This window comes from Streptomyces lycii, from assembly GCF_009735685.1.
Lineage (GTDB): Bacteria > Actinomycetota > Actinomycetes > Streptomycetales > Streptomycetaceae > Streptomyces > Streptomyces lycii.
The window spans coordinates 58392-74531 of the sequence record NZ_WHPN01000324.1 but is presented as its reverse complement, the minus strand read 5'-3'; the positions used below and the strand labels follow the sequence as shown (position 1 = coordinate 74531).

Here is a 16140-nt window from a genome sequence, read left to right as displayed (position 1 = left end):
GCTGCGTCGGCGTCGTCGACCCGAACGAACCCGGCCACTACCCGGTCTGCCCGCTGCTGCACCACACCGGCATCCTGTGCCCCGGCTGCGGCGGGCTGCGCGGCGCCCACGCCCTGGCGCACGGCGACCCGGTGGCCGCCGCGCAGGCGAACCTGCTGCTCGTGGCCGCCCTGCTGGCCCTGTCCTGCCTCTGGGCCGGCTGGGCCGTCCGGTGCCTGCGGCGGCGTCCCGGGGCCCCCGCGTTCGTTCCGGCGCCCGTCGTCGCGGCGGCCCGGGCGTGCGGCCGGGCGCGGACGCGGTGGCGCCGGCCGGCGTGGGCGGCCGCCGCGCTGCTGGTCGTGGTCTTCACGGTGGTCCGCAATCTGCCCGCCGGCGGCTGGCTCGCCCCGTGACGCCGCAGCCGGCCGTCCGTAATGTCCAGCTGGTGGGACCGCCGCTGACCGGATGCGAGCACTCCGCCCTCGGCCGGATACCATCGCAGTGCCTCGCACGGTCACCGTCGGGGCGGCGCCCGCCCGGCGCCGACGCGCCGCAAGCTCCATCACCCGTCCCGGAAGGGGGCCGCTCGCGTGAGTGTGCTCGACGAGATCATCGACGGAGTCCGTGCTGACCTCGCGGAACGGCAGGCACGTGTCAGCCTCGAGGAGCTCAAGGACCGCGCCGCGAAGGCGCCGCAGGCCAAGGACGGCGCCGCCGCACTGCGCGGCGACAGCGTCAAGGTGATCTGCGAGGTCAAGCGTTCCAGCCCCTCGAAGGGCGCGCTCGCCGCGATCGCCGACCCCGCCGGACTCGCCGCGGACTACGAGGCGGGCGGCGCGGCCGTGATCAGCGTGCTGACCGAGGCCCGGAAGTTCGGCGGCTCGCTGGCCGACCTCGAGGCCGTACGCGCCAAGGTCGACATCCCGGTGCTGCGCAAGGACTTCATCGTCACCTCCTACCAGCTGTGGGAGGCCCGGGCGCACGGCGCGGACCTCGCGCTGCTGATCGTCGCGGCCCTGGACCAGGAGGCCCTGGTGTCGCTCATCGAGCGCGCCGAGTCGATCGGCCTGACGCCGCTGGTCGAGGTGCACGACGAGGAGGAGGCCGAGCGGGCCGTCGCCGCGGGCGCGCGGGTCATCGGCGTCAACGCGCGGAACCTCAAGACCCTGGAAGTGGACCGGGCGAACTTCGGCCGCATCGTGCCGGAGATCCCCGAGCACATCGTGAAGGTCGCCGAGTCCGGCGTGCGCGGCCCGCACGACCTGATCGCCTACGCCAACGAGGGCGCCGACGCGGTGCTGGTGGGGGAGTCGCTCGTCACCGGGCGCGACCCGAAGGCCGCGGTGGCCGACCTGGTGGCGGCGGGCGCGCACCCGGCGCTGCGGCACGGGCGGGCCTGACGCCGCCATGACTTCCGCCTCCCCGCACACCCCGCCGCACGCGCGCCTGGCGCGCGGTTGCCGGCCGAGGGGCTGCCGCGCGCCCGCGCGGCGGGTGCGGGGACGGCGGGTGCGCTATCACATCGGCTGTGAGCCGGGTCAGATCAACGGCATGCGATGGCAGGGCACCGCCGGGTGCCTCTCCGCCTGACCTGCTGACCGGCTGACCGTCAGCCGCCGCGGCCGTTGCCGCCGCGGCGTGCCGTGGGCCCGGAGGGCACCCGTACGGCGGGCCGAGCGGTTCCCCGGCGCGGGAACACGTCCACAGACCGATGAGATCTCACGGGGCGCGGGCCCCGTATCAGGAGTACGCAGATGCCTTCTGACTTCTTCATTCCGGACCCCGAGGGTCTGGTCCCGACCGCCGAGGGCTACTTCGGCGCGTTCGGCGGAAAGTTCATCCCCGAGGCCCTCGTCGCGGCCGTCGACGAGGTCGCCGAGGAGTACGCCAAGGCCAAGGGCGATCCGGCCTTCGCGGCCGAGCTCGAAGACCTGCTGGTCAACTACACGGGCCGGCCGAGCGCCCTGACCGAGGTGCCGCGGTTCGCGGAGTACGCGGGCGGCGCGCGGGTCTTCCTCAAGCGCGAGGACCTGAACCACACCGGCTCCCACAAGATCAACAATGTGCTCGGGCAGGCCCTGCTCACCAAGCGCATGGGCAAGACCCGGGTGATCGCCGAGACCGGCGCGGGCCAGCACGGTGTCGCGACGGCGACCGCCTGCGCGCTGTTCGGGCTCGAATGCACCATCTACATGGGCGAGATCGACACCGAGCGGCAGGCCCTCAACGTGGCCCGGATGCGGATGCTCGGTGCCGAGGTGATCGCCGTGAAGTCCGGCAGCCGGACGCTCAAGGACGCGATCAACGAGGCGTTCCGGGACTGGGTCGCCAATGTGGACCGGACGCACTACCTGTTCGGGACCGTGGCCGGGCCGCACCCGTTCCCGGCGCTGGTCCGCGACTTCCACCGGGTGATCGGCGTCGAGGCCCGCCGGCAGATCCTGGAGCGGGCCGGGCGGCTGCCGGACGCGGTGACGGCGTGTGTCGGCGGCGGCTCGAACGCCATCGGGCTGTTCCACGCGTTCATCCCCGACCTGTCCGTGCGGCTCGTCGGCTTCGAGCCGGCCGGGCACGGGGTCGAGACCGGGGAGCACGCGGCGACCCTCTCCGAGGGCACGTCCGGGATCCTGCACGGCTCCCGGTCGTACGTCCTCCAGGACGAGGACGGCCAGATCACCGAGCCGTACTCCATCTCAGCGGGACTGGACTACCCGGGGGTCGGCCCGGAGCACGCCTATCTGAAGGACTCCGGCCGCGGCGAGTACCGCGCGGTGACGGACGACGACGCCATGCAGGCCCTGCGCCTGCTCTCCGAGACCGAGGGCATCATCCCGGCGATCGAGAGCGCCCACGCGCTGGCGGGCACCCTGGAGCTGGGCCGCGAGCTGGGCTCCGAGGGGCTGCTGCTGGTCAATCTCTCGGGCCGCGGCGACAAGGACATGGACACGGCCGCCCGGTACTTCGGCCTGTACGACCCGAGCGACGAGATCGAGGCGGAGTGATGGCGGGGAACGCGGGGAACAGGGAGCTTCTCGGGACCGTACTGGCGAAGGCCAAGGCGGAGAACCGGGCCGCGCTGGTGGGCTATCTGCCGGCGGGCTTCCCGGACATCGAGGGCGGCATCCGTGCGGCCTGCGCGATGGTCGAGGGCGGCTGCGACGTCATCGAGATCGGGCTGCCGCACAGCGACCCGGTGCTGGACGGCCCGGTCATCCAGACCGCCGACGACATCGCGCTGCGCGGCGGGGTGCGGATCCGGGACGTGATCCGCACCGTGGGAGAGGTGCACGCGCGCACCGGGGCGCCGGTGCTGTGCATGACGTACTGGAACCCCGTCGACCAGTACGGCGCCGAGCGGTTCGCCGCCGATCTAGCCGATGCCGGGGGAGCGGGCTGCATCCTGCCCGACCTGCCGGTCGAGGAGTCCGAGGTGTGGCGGAAGGCCGGCGAGGAGCACGGCCTCGCGACGGTGTTCGTGGTCGCGCCGAGCAGCCGTGACGAGCGGCTGCGGAAGATCACGGCGGCGGGCAGCGGCTTCGTGTACGCCGCCTCGCTGATGGGCGTCACCGGCACGCGCGAGTCCGTGGGCGAGCAGGCCCAGGACCTGGTGCGCCGCACCCGGGCGACCACCGGGCTGCCGGTCTGCGTGGGGCTCGGGGTGTCGAACGCCGAGCAGGCCGCCGAGGTCGCGGCCTTCGCCGACGGGGTGATCGTCGGCTCCGCCTTCGTCAAGCGGCTGCTGGACGCACCCGGCCCGGAGGCCGGGCTCGCGGACGTCCGTACCCTCGCGGGCGAGCTGGCCCGCGGCACCGTGCGCACCGGCTGATCCGGGCGCCCGGCGGCCGGAACGGGACGGATTCCGTTCCGGCCCGCCGGGCGCGGCCGGTGGTTTAGGCTGGGATACCCCCACATGTGTTCGAGTGCGGTGCCGTCGCCCGGCGCCGCGGCACACCGCGACATGTGATCCGAGGAGAGCCGTGACCACCGCCGAGCCGCCCCCGTCCGGCAGGGACCCCGAGGACCGGCCGGCCCTGTCCGAGGAGGACTGGGCGGCCTTCCTGCGGGACCTCGACGGGGCCTCCCGCAAGGACGCCCCGAAGGAGCCCTCCGCCCGGGCCCGGATGGTCGCCGAGCGGCTGCGCCGGCTGGACGAGGAGGAGTCCCGGGGGAGCCGGGGCACCGGCGCCGCCAAGCGCCGCCCGAGGCCGCCGCGCCGCCGCACCGGCAGGCCGGGGCGGCGGCGGCAGGAGACCTGGCGCCCCGCGCCGGGCGGCCTGGCCGGGTGGTTCCGGGCGAACGGCACCGCCCGGGCGGTCGTCGTGTTCGCCGGCTTCCTGCTCGTGATGCTGGCGCTCTCCTGGCTTCTGGGGCCCGCCCGTTACTGAGCCGTTGCCGGGCGGGTTGTCCACCGTCCCGCCCGGCACGGTAGCGTCGTCCTCGCCATGGACCTCGCATACATTCCCAGCCCGTCGACCGGTGTGATCGAACTCGGACCGGTCCCGCTGCGCGGCTACGCCTTCTGCATCCTCATCGGTGTCTTCGTCGCCGTCTGGCTCGGCGGGAGGCGCTGGATCGCCCGCGGCGGCCTGCCCGGGACGGTGGCCGACATCGCCGTGTGGGCGGTGCCCTTCGGCCTCGTCGGCGGACGGCTCTACCACGTGTGCACCACCTACGAGCCCTACTTCGGCGAGAACGGCGACTGGGTCGACGCGTTCAAGATCTGGGAGGGCGGCCTCGGGATCTGGGGCGCCATCGCCCTCGGTGCCGTCGGCGCCTGGATCGGCGCACGCCGCCGGGGCGTCCCGCTGCCGGCGTACGCGGACGCCGTCGCCCCGGGCATCGCGTTCGCGCAGGCGATCGGCCGCTGGGGCAACTGGTTCAACCAGGAGCTCTACGGCAAGGCCACCGATCTGCCGTGGGCCCTGAAGATCGACGCCGAGCACACCGCCGACGGCCTTCCCGGCACCTTCCACCCGACGTTCCTGTACGAGTCGCTGTGGTGCGTGGGCGTCGCCCTGCTGGTCATCTGGGCGGACCGGCGCTTCAAGCTGGGTCACGGCCGGGCCTTCGCGCTGTACGTCGCCGCGTACACCGTGGGCCGGGGCTGGATCGAGTACATGCGGATCGACGAGGCCCACCACATCCTCGGTCTGCGGCTGAACGTCTGGACCTCGATCCTGGTGTTCCTCGCCGCGGTGGCCTACCTGATCGTCTCGGCCCGGGTGAGCCCCGGCCGGGAGGAGATCGTGGAGCCGGCGGCCGAGGAGGCCCGTGCGGCCGAAGCCGCCGGTGAGTCCGGTGAGTCCGGTGAGTCCGGTGAGTCCGGTCAGTCCGGTCAGTCCAAAGACCCCGACAGCGCCGCCGACCCGGGCAGCTCGGCAGGCTCCGGCGGAACCGGTGACGCCGGTGGCTCCGACGACGCGGACGGCGGGGCAGTTCCGGACGGCGGGGCGGCTCCGGGCGGCGGCGCCGCGCGGGCCGGCGGCTCGGCGGAATCCGGCGCGTCCGGGAAGTCCTGAGTCATAGCTCCCCGTAAAACCGCAGGTCAGGAAGGTAAGTTAGGCCTTCCTTGCTGGCGCGGGGGGCCTGCGCGTGCCTACCTTCGAAGGGACGGAAGGGCCATCGGGCCCTTCCGCGGGGAAGGGAGCACACGACCATGGCCGGCACGGCAGCCGCTGACAGGACGACCGCGGAGGACGCGCCGCACGGCGCGCACCGGGACAACCACACCCACCGCGACGTCAACGGCGGCTGGCTGCGCCCCGCGGTCTTCGGCGCCATGGACGGACTGGTGTCCAACCTCGCGCTGATCAGCGGTGTGGCGGGCGGCGCCGTCGCCCCGGGGACCATCGTCCTCACCGGGCTCGCCGGCCTCGCCGCCGGCGCGTTCTCCATGGCCGCGGGCGAGTACACCTCCGTCGCCTCGCAGCGCGAACTCGTCCTCGCCGAGCTGGAGGTGGAACGCCGCGAGCTGCGCCGCCATCCCAAGGACGAGCAGCAGGAGCTGGCCGAGCTGTACGAGTCGCGGGGTGTGGAGCCCCGGCTGGCAGCCGAGGTTGCCGAGCAGCTGTCGAAGGATCCCGAGCAGGCCCTGGAGATCCACGCCCGGGAGGAGCTGGGGGTGGACCCCACGGACCTTCCTTCGCCCGCCGTCGCGGCTGTATCATCGTTCGGCTCTTTCGCGGTGGGGGCGCTGCTCCCGGTGCTGCCGTATCTGCTCGGGGCCACGGAGCTGTGGCCCGCGGTGCTGCTGGCGCTGGCCGGTCTGTTCGCCTGCGGCGCGGTCGTGGCGAGAGTCACAGCCCGTTCCTGGTGGTTCAGCGGACTGCGTCAGCTGCTGCTCGGAGGCGCCGCGGCAGCCGTGACGTACGGCCTGGGCGTCCTCTTCGGAACGGCCGTCGGCTGAGGTGGCCGGGTGGTCCTCCCGCCCGGCCGGAGCAAGAACTGTTACCGATCGGTTTCGGCCCCGGGCTCCGTGGGCATGAGCCCGAAGCGCTACGGGCAGTGTCGCCCGACCGGCGCCGGAGCATGAAGGCAGGAACCCGGTTGGTAACGCCTCTGAGCTCCCCCAATCCACCCCATTGAGCAGTGTGGGTGTCCGAATGATGGAATGCCGCTTTCGATTTTCGAGACCCGGCCCATCATGTAACCTGCACGAAAAATCGCAGAGGGCCAACGTCGTCCCTCGGCACTGACACTGCCACGACGACGACGGGAGAGCCGATGCGTTTCGCGTCCACGCACTCCGAGACCGGTGGTTCCGCCGCCTGGTCCCCCATGGACGGACGCCCTGCCGCGCAGGGGATGTACGACCCGCGCAACGAGCACGACGCATGCGGCGTCGGCTTCGTGGCGACCCTCACCGGCGAGGCGAGCCATCAGCTGGTCGATCAGGCCCTGACCGTGCTCCGCAACCTCGAGCACCGCGGCGCCACCGGCTCCGAGCCCGACTCCGGTGACGGTGCGGGCATCCTGCTCCAGGTCCCGGACGCGTTTCTGCGCGAACACGTCTCCTTCACCCTGCCCGAGGCCGGCTCCTACGCCGTCGGCATCGCCTTCCTGCCCGCCGGGGAGGAGGACGCCGCCGCCGCTGCCGCGCGCATCGAGGCCGTCGCCGCCGAGGAGGGACTGAACGTCCTCGGCTGGCGCGACGTGCCCGTCGCCCCGCAGCTGCTCGGCAACGGCGCCCGCGCCACGATGCCCGCCTTCCGCCAGCTCTTCGTCTCCGGCACCGCGGACGAGAGCGGCCTGGCCCTGGACCGCAAGGCCTTCGTGCTGCGCAAGCGCGCCGAGCGCGAGGCCGGCGTCTACTTCCCGTCGCTGTCCGCCCGGACCATCGTCTACAAGGGCATGCTGACCACCGGCCAGCTGGAGCCCTTCTTCCCGGACCTCTCCGACCGCCGCTTCGCCACCGCGATCGCGCTGGTCCACTCCCGGTTCTCCACCAACACCTTCCCGAGCTGGCCGCTGGCACACCCGTACCGGTTCGTGGCCCACAACGGTGAGATCAACACCGTCCAGGGCAACCGCAACTGGATGCGGGCGCGGGAATCGCAGCTGGTCAGCGATCTCTTCGGGAACAGCGCCGAGGACAGGCGCGCCCTGGAGCGGATCTTCCCGGTCTGTACGCCCGGCGCCTCCGACTCCGCCTCCTTCGACGAGGTGCTGGAGCTGCTGCACCTCGGCGGGCGTTCGCTGCCGCACAGCGTCCTGATGATGATCCCCGAGGCCTGGGAGAACCACGCCTCGATGGACCCGGCCCGGCGCGCCTTCTACCAGTACCACTCCACGATGATGGAGCCCTGGGACGGCCCGGCCTGCGTCACCTTCACCGACGGCACCCAGGTCGGCGCGGTGCTCGACCGAAACGGTCTGCGCCCCGGCCGCTACTGGGTCACCGATGACGGCCTCGTCGTCCTCTCCTCCGAGGTCGGCGTCCTCGACATCGCGCCCGAGAAGGTCGTCCGCAAGGGCCGCCTCCAGCCGGGCCGGATGTTCCTCGTGGACACCGCCGAGCACCGGATCATCGAGGACGACGAGATCAAGGCCCAGCTCGCCGCGGAGCAGCCCTACCAGGAGTGGCTGGAGGCCGGACTGATCCGGCTGGCCGACCTGCCCGAGCGCGAGCACATCGTGCACACCCACGCCTCGGTCACCCGCCGGCAGCAGACCTTCGGCTACACCGAGGAGGAGCTGCGGATCCTGCTCGCGCCGATGGCCAAGGCCGGTGCCGAGCCGATCGGCTCGATGGGCACCGACTCGCCGATCGCCGCGCTCTCCGAGCGCCCCCGGCTGCTGTTCGACTACTTCACCCAGCTGTTCGCGCAGGTCACCAACCCGCCGCTGGACGCCATCCGCGAGGAACTCGTCACCTCGCTGGTCTCCTCCCTCGGCCCGCAGGGCAACCTGCTGGAGCCGACGGCCGCGTCCTGCCGCAGCGTCACGCTGCCGTTCCCGGTGATCGACAACGACGAGCTGGCCAAGCTCATCCACATCAACGCCGACGGCGACCTGCCCGGACTCGCGGCCGCGACCCTCTCCGGCCTCTACCGGGTGAGCGGCGGCGGCGAGTCGCTGGCCGCGCGGATCGCCGAGATCTGCGCCGAGGCCGACAACGCCATCGCCGGCGGCGCCCGGCTCATCGTGCTCTCCGACCGGCACTCCGACGCCGAGCACGCGCCGATCCCCTCGCTGCTGCTCACCTCGGCGGTCCACCACCACCTGATCCGCACCAAGCAGCGCACCCAGGTCGGGCTGCTCGTCGAGGCGGGCGACGTCCGCGAGGTGCACCACGTCGCGCTGCTCATCGGCTACGGTGCCGCGGCCGTCAACCCGTATCTCGCGATGGAGTCCGTGGAGGACCTCGTCCGGGCCGGGACCTTCCTGACCGACGTCGAGGCCGAGCAGGCCATCAGGAACCTCATCAAGGCGCTCGGCAAGGGCGTGCTCAAGGTGATGTCCAAGATGGGCATCTCCACCGTCGCCTCCTACCGCGGCGCGCAGGTCTTCGAGGCCGTCGGTCTGGACCCGGAGTTCGTCGAGCAGTTCTTCCACGGCACCGCCACCAAGATCGGCGGCGCCGGGCTGGACATCATCGCCCAGGAGGTCGCCGCCCGGCACGCCAAGGCCTACCCGGTCTCCGGCATCGCCCCGGCGCACCGCGCGCTGGAGATCGGCGGCGAGTACCAGTGGCGCCGCGAGGGCGAGCCGCACCTGTTCGACCCGGACACGGTCTTCCGGCTCCAGCACTCCACGCGCTCCCGCCGCTACGACATCTTCAAGCAGTACACGGAGCGGGTGAACGAGCAGTCCGAGCGGCTGATGACGCTCCGCGGCCTGTTCGCGCTGAAGGCCGGCGAACGCGAGCCGGTCTCCCTCGACGAGGTCGAGCCCGCCTCGGAGATCGTCAAGCGCTTCTCCACCGGCGCCATGTCGTACGGCTCCATCTCCAAGGAGGCGCACGAGACCCTCGCCATCGCCATGAACCAGCTGGGCGGCAAGTCCAACACCGGCGAGGGCGGCGAGGACCCGGACCGGCTTTACGACCCGGCCCGCCGCTCCTCCATCAAGCAGGTCGCCTCCGGCCGCTTCGGTGTCACCAGCGAGTACCTGGTCAACTCCGACGACATCCAGATCAAGATGGCCCAGGGCGCCAAGCCCGGCGAGGGCGGCCAGCTGCCCGGTCACAAGGTCTACCCGTGGGTGGCGAAGACCCGGCACTCGACGCCGGGCGTGGGGCTCATCTCCCCGCCGCCGCACCACGACATCTACTCCATCGAGGACCTCGCCCAGCTGATCCACGACCTGAAGAACGCCAACCCGCAGGCGCGCATTCACGTCAAGCTGGTCTCCGAGGTCGGCGTCGGCACCGTCGCCGCGGGCGTCTCCAAGGCGCACGCCGACGTGGTGCTGATCTCCGGCCACGACGGTGGCACCGGCGCCTCGCCGCTCACCTCGCTCAAGCACGCGGGCGGCCCCTGGGAGCTGGGCCTCGCCGAGACCCAGCAGACGCTGCTGCTCAACGGGCTGCGCGACCGGATCGTCGTGCAGACCGACGGCCAGCTCAAGACCGGCCGTGACGTCCTGATCGCCGCGCTGCTGGGCGCCGAGGAGTTCGGTTTCGCCACCGCGCCGCTGGTCGTCTCCGGCTGCGTCATGATGCGCGTCTGCCACCTGGACACCTGCCCGGTCGGCATCGCCACCCAGAACCCGGTGCTCCGTGAGCGGTTCAGCGGCAAGGCCGAGTACATCGTCAACTTCTTCCGGTTCATCGCGGAGGAGGTCCGGGAACTCCTCGCCGAGCTGGGCTTCCGCACCCTGGAGGAGGCGGTCGGCCACGCCGAGCTGCTGGACACCACCCGGGCCGTGGACCACTGGAAGGCCCAGGGCCTGGACCTGGAGCCGCTGCTGCACGTTCCGGAGCTGCCGGACGGCGCCGTACGGCACCGCGCCGTCGAGCAGGACCACGGGCTGGCAAAGGCCCTCGACAACGAGCTGATCAAGCTCGCCGAGGACGCCCTGGCCGCGGACAGCCCCGAGGCCGCTCAGCCGGTCCGGGCGCAGCTCGCGATCCGGAACATCAACCGGACCGTCGGCACCATGCTGGGCCACGAGGTGACCAAGAAGTTCGGCGGCGAAGGGCTGCCGGACGACACGATCGACATCACCTTCACCGGCTCCGCGGGCCAGTCCTTCGGCGCCTTCGTGCCGCGGGGCGTGACGCTGCGGCTGGAGGGCGACGCCAACGACTACGTCGGCAAGGGCCTGTCCGGCGGCCGGATCGTGGTCCGCCCGGACCGCGGCGCCGACCATCTCGCCGAGTATTCGACCATCGCGGGCAACACCATCGCGTACGGCGCGACGGGCGGCGAGATCCACCTCCGCGGCCGGGTCGGCGAGCGCTTCTGCGTCCGCAACTCCGGCGCCACCGTCGTCTCCGAGGGCGTGGGCGACCACGGCTGCGAGTACATGACCGGCGGCCAGGCCGTCGTCCTCGGCGAGACCGGGCGCAACTTCGCAGCCGGCATGTCCGGTGGTGTCGCGTACGTCATCGACCTCGACCCGGACAACGTCAACGCGGAGCTGGTGTCCGCCGTCGGCGCGCTCGACGCCGCCGACGCCGAGTGGCTGCACGGTGTGGTGCGCCGCCACCGGGAGGAGACCGGTTCGACCGTCGCCGAGGCCCTCCTCGCCGACTGGGACACGGCCGTGACCCGCTTCGCGAAGGTCATGCCCGCCACGTACAAGGCAGTGCTCGCCGCCAAGGACGCCGCCGAGCGAGCCGGGCTCTCCGAGCCCGAGACCCACGAGAAGATGATGGAGGCGGCGATCAATGGCTGACCCCAAGGGCTTCCTGACCACGGGCCGCGAGGTCGCCGAGACCCGTCCCGTCGAAGAGCGCGTCAAGGACTGGAACGAGGTCTACAAGCCCGGCTCCCTGCTGCCGATCATCAGCAAGCAGGCCGGCCGGTGCATGGACTGCGGCATTCCGTTCTGCCACAACGGCTGCCCGCTCGGGAACCTCATCCCGGAGTGGAACGACTACGCCTACCGGGACGACTGGGGCGCGGCCATCGAGCGGCTGCACGCCACGAACAACTTCCCGGAGTTCACGGGCCGGCTCTGCCCCGCCCCGTGCGAGTCGGCGTGTGTGCTGGGCATCAACCAGCCGGCGGTGACCATCAAGAACGTCGAGGTCACCATCATCGACAAGGCGTGGGCGGCCGGCGACGTGACCCCGCAGCCGCCGGAGCGGCTGTCCGGCAAGACGGTCGCGGTCATCGGCTCCGGCCCGGCCGGGCTGGCCGCGGCCCAGCAGCTCACCCGTGCCGGGCACACCGTCGCGGTCTACGAGCGCGCGGACCGGATCGGCGGCCTGCTGCGGTACGGCATCCCCGAGTTCAAGATGGAGAAGCGGCACATCAACCGCCGCATCGAGCAGATGCGCGCGGAGGGCACGAAGTTCCGTACCGAGATCGAGATCGGCCGGGACATCGACGCCGCGAAGCTCCGCAAGCGCTACGACGCGGTGGTCGTCGCCGCCGGCGCGACCACGGCCCGTGACCTGCCGGTGCCGGGCCGCGAGCTGAACGGCATCCACCAGGCGATGGAGTACCTGCCGCTGTCCAACAAGGTGCAGGAGGGCGACCTGACGGTCTCCCCGATCAGCGCCGAGGGCAAGCACGTCGTCGTCATCGGCGGCGGCGACACCGGTGCCGACTGCGTCGGCACCGCCCACCGGCAGGGCGCGCTCTCCGTCACCCAGCTGGAGATCATGCCGCGGCCGGGCGAGGAGCGGAACCCGAACCAGCCCTGGCCGACCTTCCCCATGCTCTACAAGGTCACCTCGGCGCACGAGGAGGGCGGTGAGCGGCTGTACTCGGTCTCCACCACCCACTTCGAGGGCGACGAGGAGGGGAACGTCCAGTGGCTGCACCTCATCGAGGTCGAGTTCACCGGCGGCAAGCTGGAGCAGAAGCCCGGCACCGAGCAGAAGATCCCGGCCCAGCTGGTCACCCTCGCCATGGGCTTCACCGGCACCGACCGGGAGAACGGCCTGGTCGAGCAGTTCGGCCTGGAGCTGGACGAGCGCGGCAACATCGCCCGCGACCAGGACTACGCGACCAACGTCGACGGCGTCTTCGTCGCCGGTGACGCGGGCCGCGGCCAGTCCCTGATCGTCTGGGCGATCGCTGAGGGCCGCTCGGCGGCCAAGGGCGTCGACCGCTACCTGACCGGAGCGGCCAGCGCGCTGCCCGCCCCGATCAGGCCGACGGACCGCGCCCTGACCGTCTGAACCCGCGCGGCCGGGGCCAAAGGGCCCCGGCCGCGGCACGGCTGTTCCCGTACAGCGACGTACGGAACACGCCACGGCGCCTGCCGTCCCCGACCGGATGCAGGCGCCGCGGCATGTTCTCCTGAAACCGGGACCGAGGCCAAGGCCGGGACCCGGACCGGGACCGGGTGCGCCGTGACCGGAACCGCCGCCTTCAAGGCAGGCACGAGCTGCTGCGTTTTCCTGGAGAAGCTTCCAGAACTCGATCAGCTGAAGATCGAACTCATCGATGGAAAGATCGTGACGCGGGCCTCCGCGGCACCTTCCACAACCGTATTCAGGCTCTTCTGCTCTCCCAGTTCACGGTGCGGGACTGGTGGGCGCTTCCGGGGCAGGCGCTCATCTCACCCATTTCCAGTACTGGCGTCCGCAGAAGCCCGGCTACGCGACTGTCGAGACGTACGAGTTCGGGCAGCCCGTCGAGCTGCCCGAACCCTTCTCTTTCCCTGTGGACACCTCAGCGTTCCGCGTCTGCCCGCCCAAGAGCTGCTGACCGGGGCATCGCGGACGGGCGCGGGTCGTCCGCGCAGTGATCAGCTGGGGGCGTAGACGTGCTCCACGAACTCCGCGAGCTGGTCGTCGGTGAGGTTCTTCGCCAGGTCGGTCTCGCTGATCATGCCGACCAGCCGGTGGTCGTCCTTGACGTCGATCACCGGGAGGCGCTTGATCTGGTGCGTCTCCATCAGGTTCAGGCACTCGGAGATGTCCGCGTCGGCGTCCACCCAGTGCAGCTCACCGGCCATCTCGCCGGCGTACACATCGGCCGGATCGCGGCCCTCCGCGCAACAGTCGACCACGATGTCACGGTCCGTGATCAGGCCCTTCAGCCTGTCGTCGTCCCCGCAGATGGGCACGGCACCCACTTCGAGGTCCCGCATCATTTTGCAGGCGTCGAGCAGCGTCTGCCGCTCCCCGACGCACTGGGCGCCCGCGGTCATGGCATCGCGGGCCGTCATGTTCTGCTGGGCAGCCATGTCGGCACTTCCTTCCGGCGTACGAAGACGTCTTGCTCCGTCCGGGTGCCACGAACGGAGGAGCGTAATCCGATTTCCGCCGGCCCGGTCCGGGCGGGTGCGGGCGAGTACGGGCGGGTCCGGGTGCGGGCGGGTCCGGGTGCGGGCGAGTACGGGCGGGTCCGGGTACGGGCGGGTACGGGCGGGTTCGGGGGCGGCCGGGCCCGGCCGGCCGAAATCGGGTACGCGCCGGTCGGGCCCCGGTTCCGCTTCCGGGCCGGACCGCGCCCGCCGCGGTCACGGGGCCCGGCGGGCTGCCCGCTTCCGGGCGGGGGCCCGGCCGGTCAGGTGTCGCACTCCAGGATCGTGCGGCACAGCGTGCAGCGGGCCCGTACCCGTCCGCGCACCGGCACACGGATCCGCTGGTGGCAGGTGGGGCAGGGGAACGACACGCGCAGCGGCGACCCGTACTCGAAGCTGTACGGCGTGCCGGGGAGGACGACGGGCGGCGGGGCTCCCGGGACCGGGGCGGCGGAGGCGGTGCGCCGGGCCCGGGCGTAACGGTGCCGGCCGAACCGGCCCGCGGCGGTGAGCGGCGGCTGCTCCCCGTCCCGCCGGGCCAGCGCCATGCCCGCGGTGTACGCGGTGTAGGCCTGCGGGCTGGTGAACCACGGCGACGGATCCTCGCCGAAGGCCAGCGCCCGCTTGGCGAGCACGTACCCGAACTCCTCCGGGGTGAGATAGCCCAGCCGCTGCGAGGTCAGCGCGTCCTCCCGGAAGGCGTCCAGGAGCAGCCAGCCGGCGCCCAGATAGGCGGTGGCGGTGTCGGTGAGGATCTCGTTGTCCCGGGTGCCGGGGAAGGACAGCCCGGCGCGGTGCAGATAGACGTGCATGACCTCGTGCGCCAGCGCGGCACCGATGTCGCGGCGGTGCTCGCGGAAGCGGGAGTTGAGCTCGACGGAATACTCCGGCCCGGCCGTGAGTTCGACGTTGGCCGCGTGGGCCATGTCCCGGAAGGCGACGATCACGCGGGCGTCGGGCAGTCCCAGGTGCGACACCATGGTGTGCGCGACGCGCTGCACGCCCAGCTGCAGGTCGTCGTGGTCCGCGAAGGCCACGTCGGCGGGGACCACGCTGGCGGCGAAGGAGCGGACGGTGTCGTGGGACAGATGGCGGTAGAGCGCCGTGATGGCGGACCGCACCGTGTCCAGATGCGGAAAGGCCTGTGCGGTCTCGTGGCTCGGCGGCGTCACCCGGACCACTGTACGGGCCCGGCCGCGCGCCCCGTTCCACGGCGTTGCGGGGCGGGCGGCGGCGCCCGGGTCCCGGGTGTTGAGGGGTGGGCGGCGGCCTCCCCGTCGGGGGCGTGCGAGGGCGGGCGGCGGCGGCCGGGTCCGGGGTGTTGAAGGGCGGGCGGTGGCGCTCCGGTCCGGGGCGTGCGAGGGCGGGCGGCGGCGGCCGGGTCCGCGGCGTGGACGGGGCGGGCGGCGGCGGCCCACAGCCTGTTACGGTGACGCCCTGTGCCCGTCCGTGACCAGCTACGGAGCCCCCGATGACCGACCAGAACCCGGAGCACGCCGCCATCGACGGGGCCGTGCGCGAGGAACTCGAGCGGCTTCGCGACAGCATCGACAACATCGACGCCGCCGTGGTCCACATGCTCGCCGAGCGCTTCAAGTGCACCCAGCAGGTCGGCCGGCTCAAGGCCGAGCACCGGCTGCCGCCCGCCGACCCCGAGCGCGAGGCCCGGCAGATCGCCCGGCTGCGGCAGCTCGCGGAGAGCGCGAAGCTCGACCCGGCGTTCGCCGAGAAGCTGCTCAACTTCATCATCGCCGAGGTCATCCGGCACCACGAGACGATGGCCCGCGCCTGACGGCTCCGGGCGCTCGGCGGCGTCCGCGGTGCACGGGGGCACGGGGGGCGCGGGGGTCACGGGGGCGCGGGGCCAGGGTGCCTGAGCGGCGGGGGGCCACGGTGCCGGAGCGGGGCGGGGCCAGGGTCCCGGAGCGGGGCGGGGCCGCCCGGCGCACGCGGGGCCCGCTCGGGGCTGTTCCGGGGCCCGGCCCCTTGGGTCCCGAGGTCCTGACCGGGTCCCTGAGCCTCCGGGGGTCCCTGAGCCTCCGGGGGTCCCTGAGCCTCCGGGGGTGCTTGAACCTCCGGGGGTGCTTGAGCCTCCGGGGGTGCTTGAACCTCCGGGGGTGCGTGCACCTTCGGGGGTGCGTGCACCTCCGAGTCCCTGAACCCCGGGGCCCCTGAGCCCCCGAGTTGCCTGAACCCCCGAGTTCCTGAATCCCCGGATCCCCGCCTCCCCCGGGTCCCGCATCACGGGTCTGCCGGACCGCGGGCTCCCGGCCGCCCGGGCCCCGGGGCGGG

13 protein-coding genes are annotated in these 16140 nt (G+C 72.5%); 11 read left to right on the top strand and 2 right to left on the bottom strand.

Going from position 1 to position 16140, the window contains the following annotated elements:
• The 10 genes from GCU69_RS20410 to GCU69_RS20365 form a co-directional block, all read left to right on the top strand.
• A partial coding sequence (locus GCU69_RS20410) for a DUF2752 domain-containing protein (RefSeq protein ID WP_156206822.1) occupies nucleotides 1-392 on the top strand: 392 nt, incomplete at its 5' end.
• Nucleotides 393-569: 177 nt separating this feature from the next.
• A complete protein-coding gene (trpC, locus tag GCU69_RS20405; protein WP_098751424.1) occupies nucleotides 570-1379 on the top strand; it encodes an indole-3-glycerol phosphate synthase TrpC in 810 nt (269 codons plus the stop codon).
• 7 nt (nucleotides 1380-1386) lie between these two features.
• Nucleotides 1387-1569 carry a tryptophan biosynthesis modulator TrpM gene (trpM, locus tag GCU69_RS34595; RefSeq protein WP_156206821.1) on the top strand — a complete coding sequence of 61 codons (183 nt, stop codon included), beginning with the start codon at nucleotides 1387-1389 and terminating at the stop codon, nucleotides 1567-1569.
• A gap of 164 nt (nucleotides 1570-1733) precedes the next feature.
• The gene (gene trpB / locus GCU69_RS20395; protein WP_098751422.1) at nucleotides 1734-2981 is read left to right on the top strand and encodes a tryptophan synthase subunit beta; all 1248 of its coding nucleotides are present in this window, start codon (nucleotides 1734-1736) and stop codon (nucleotides 2979-2981) included.
• Nucleotides 2981-3805, top strand: a complete 825-nt coding sequence (trpA, locus tag GCU69_RS20390) for a tryptophan synthase subunit alpha (RefSeq protein WP_098751421.1) — start codon at nucleotides 2981-2983, stop codon at nucleotides 3803-3805. Before trpB ends, trpA begins: the two co-directional genes overlap by 1 nt.
• Nucleotides 3806-3956: 151 nt before the next feature.
• Complete coding sequence (locus tag GCU69_RS20385) at nucleotides 3957-4364, top strand: hypothetical protein (RefSeq protein WP_156206820.1); 408 nt, start codon at nucleotides 3957-3959, stop codon at nucleotides 4362-4364.
• A 57-nt stretch (nucleotides 4365-4421) separates the two neighbouring features.
• Nucleotides 4422-5498 carry a prolipoprotein diacylglyceryl transferase gene (gene lgt / locus GCU69_RS20380; protein WP_156206819.1) on the top strand — a complete coding sequence of 359 codons (1077 nt, stop codon included), beginning with the start codon at nucleotides 4422-4424 and terminating at the stop codon, nucleotides 5496-5498.
• Nucleotides 5499-5635: 137 nt separating this feature from the next.
• Nucleotides 5636-6385 (top strand): VIT1/CCC1 transporter family protein, encoded by a 750-nt coding sequence (locus GCU69_RS20375; protein ID WP_098751418.1) that lies wholly within the window; start codon nucleotides 5636-5638, stop codon nucleotides 6383-6385.
• A gap of 317 nt (nucleotides 6386-6702) precedes the next feature.
• Nucleotides 6703-11319, top strand: coding sequence for a glutamate synthase large subunit (gltB, locus tag GCU69_RS20370; RefSeq protein ID WP_156206818.1), 4617 nt, complete (start codon nucleotides 6703-6705; stop codon nucleotides 11317-11319).
• On the top strand, nucleotides 11312-12775 hold the full coding sequence (locus GCU69_RS20365; RefSeq protein WP_098751416.1) for a glutamate synthase subunit beta: 1464 nt from the start codon (nucleotides 11312-11314) through the stop codon (nucleotides 12773-12775). Before gltB ends, GCU69_RS20365 begins: the two co-directional genes overlap by 8 nt.
• A 572-nt stretch (nucleotides 12776-13347) precedes the next feature.
• Here GCU69_RS20365 and GCU69_RS20360 read toward each other — a convergent pair.
• Both GCU69_RS20360 and GCU69_RS20355 read right to left on the bottom strand, forming a co-directional pair.
• Entirely contained in the window at nucleotides 13348-13788 is a 441-nt protein-coding gene (locus tag GCU69_RS20360; protein WP_098751415.1) for a CBS domain-containing protein, read from the bottom strand.
• Between the two features lie 323 nt (nucleotides 13789-14111).
• The gene (locus tag GCU69_RS20355; protein WP_098751414.1) at nucleotides 14112-15020 is read right to left on the bottom strand and encodes a hypothetical protein; all 909 of its coding nucleotides are present in this window, start codon (nucleotides 15018-15020) and stop codon (nucleotides 14112-14114) included.
• A 299-nt stretch (nucleotides 15021-15319) separates the two neighbouring features.
• Between GCU69_RS20355 and GCU69_RS20350 the strand changes: the two genes are divergently transcribed.
• A complete protein-coding gene (locus tag GCU69_RS20350) occupies nucleotides 15320-15640 on the top strand; it encodes a chorismate mutase (protein ID WP_156206817.1) in 321 nt (106 codons plus the stop codon).
• Nucleotides 15641-16140 lie beyond the last annotated feature (500 nt).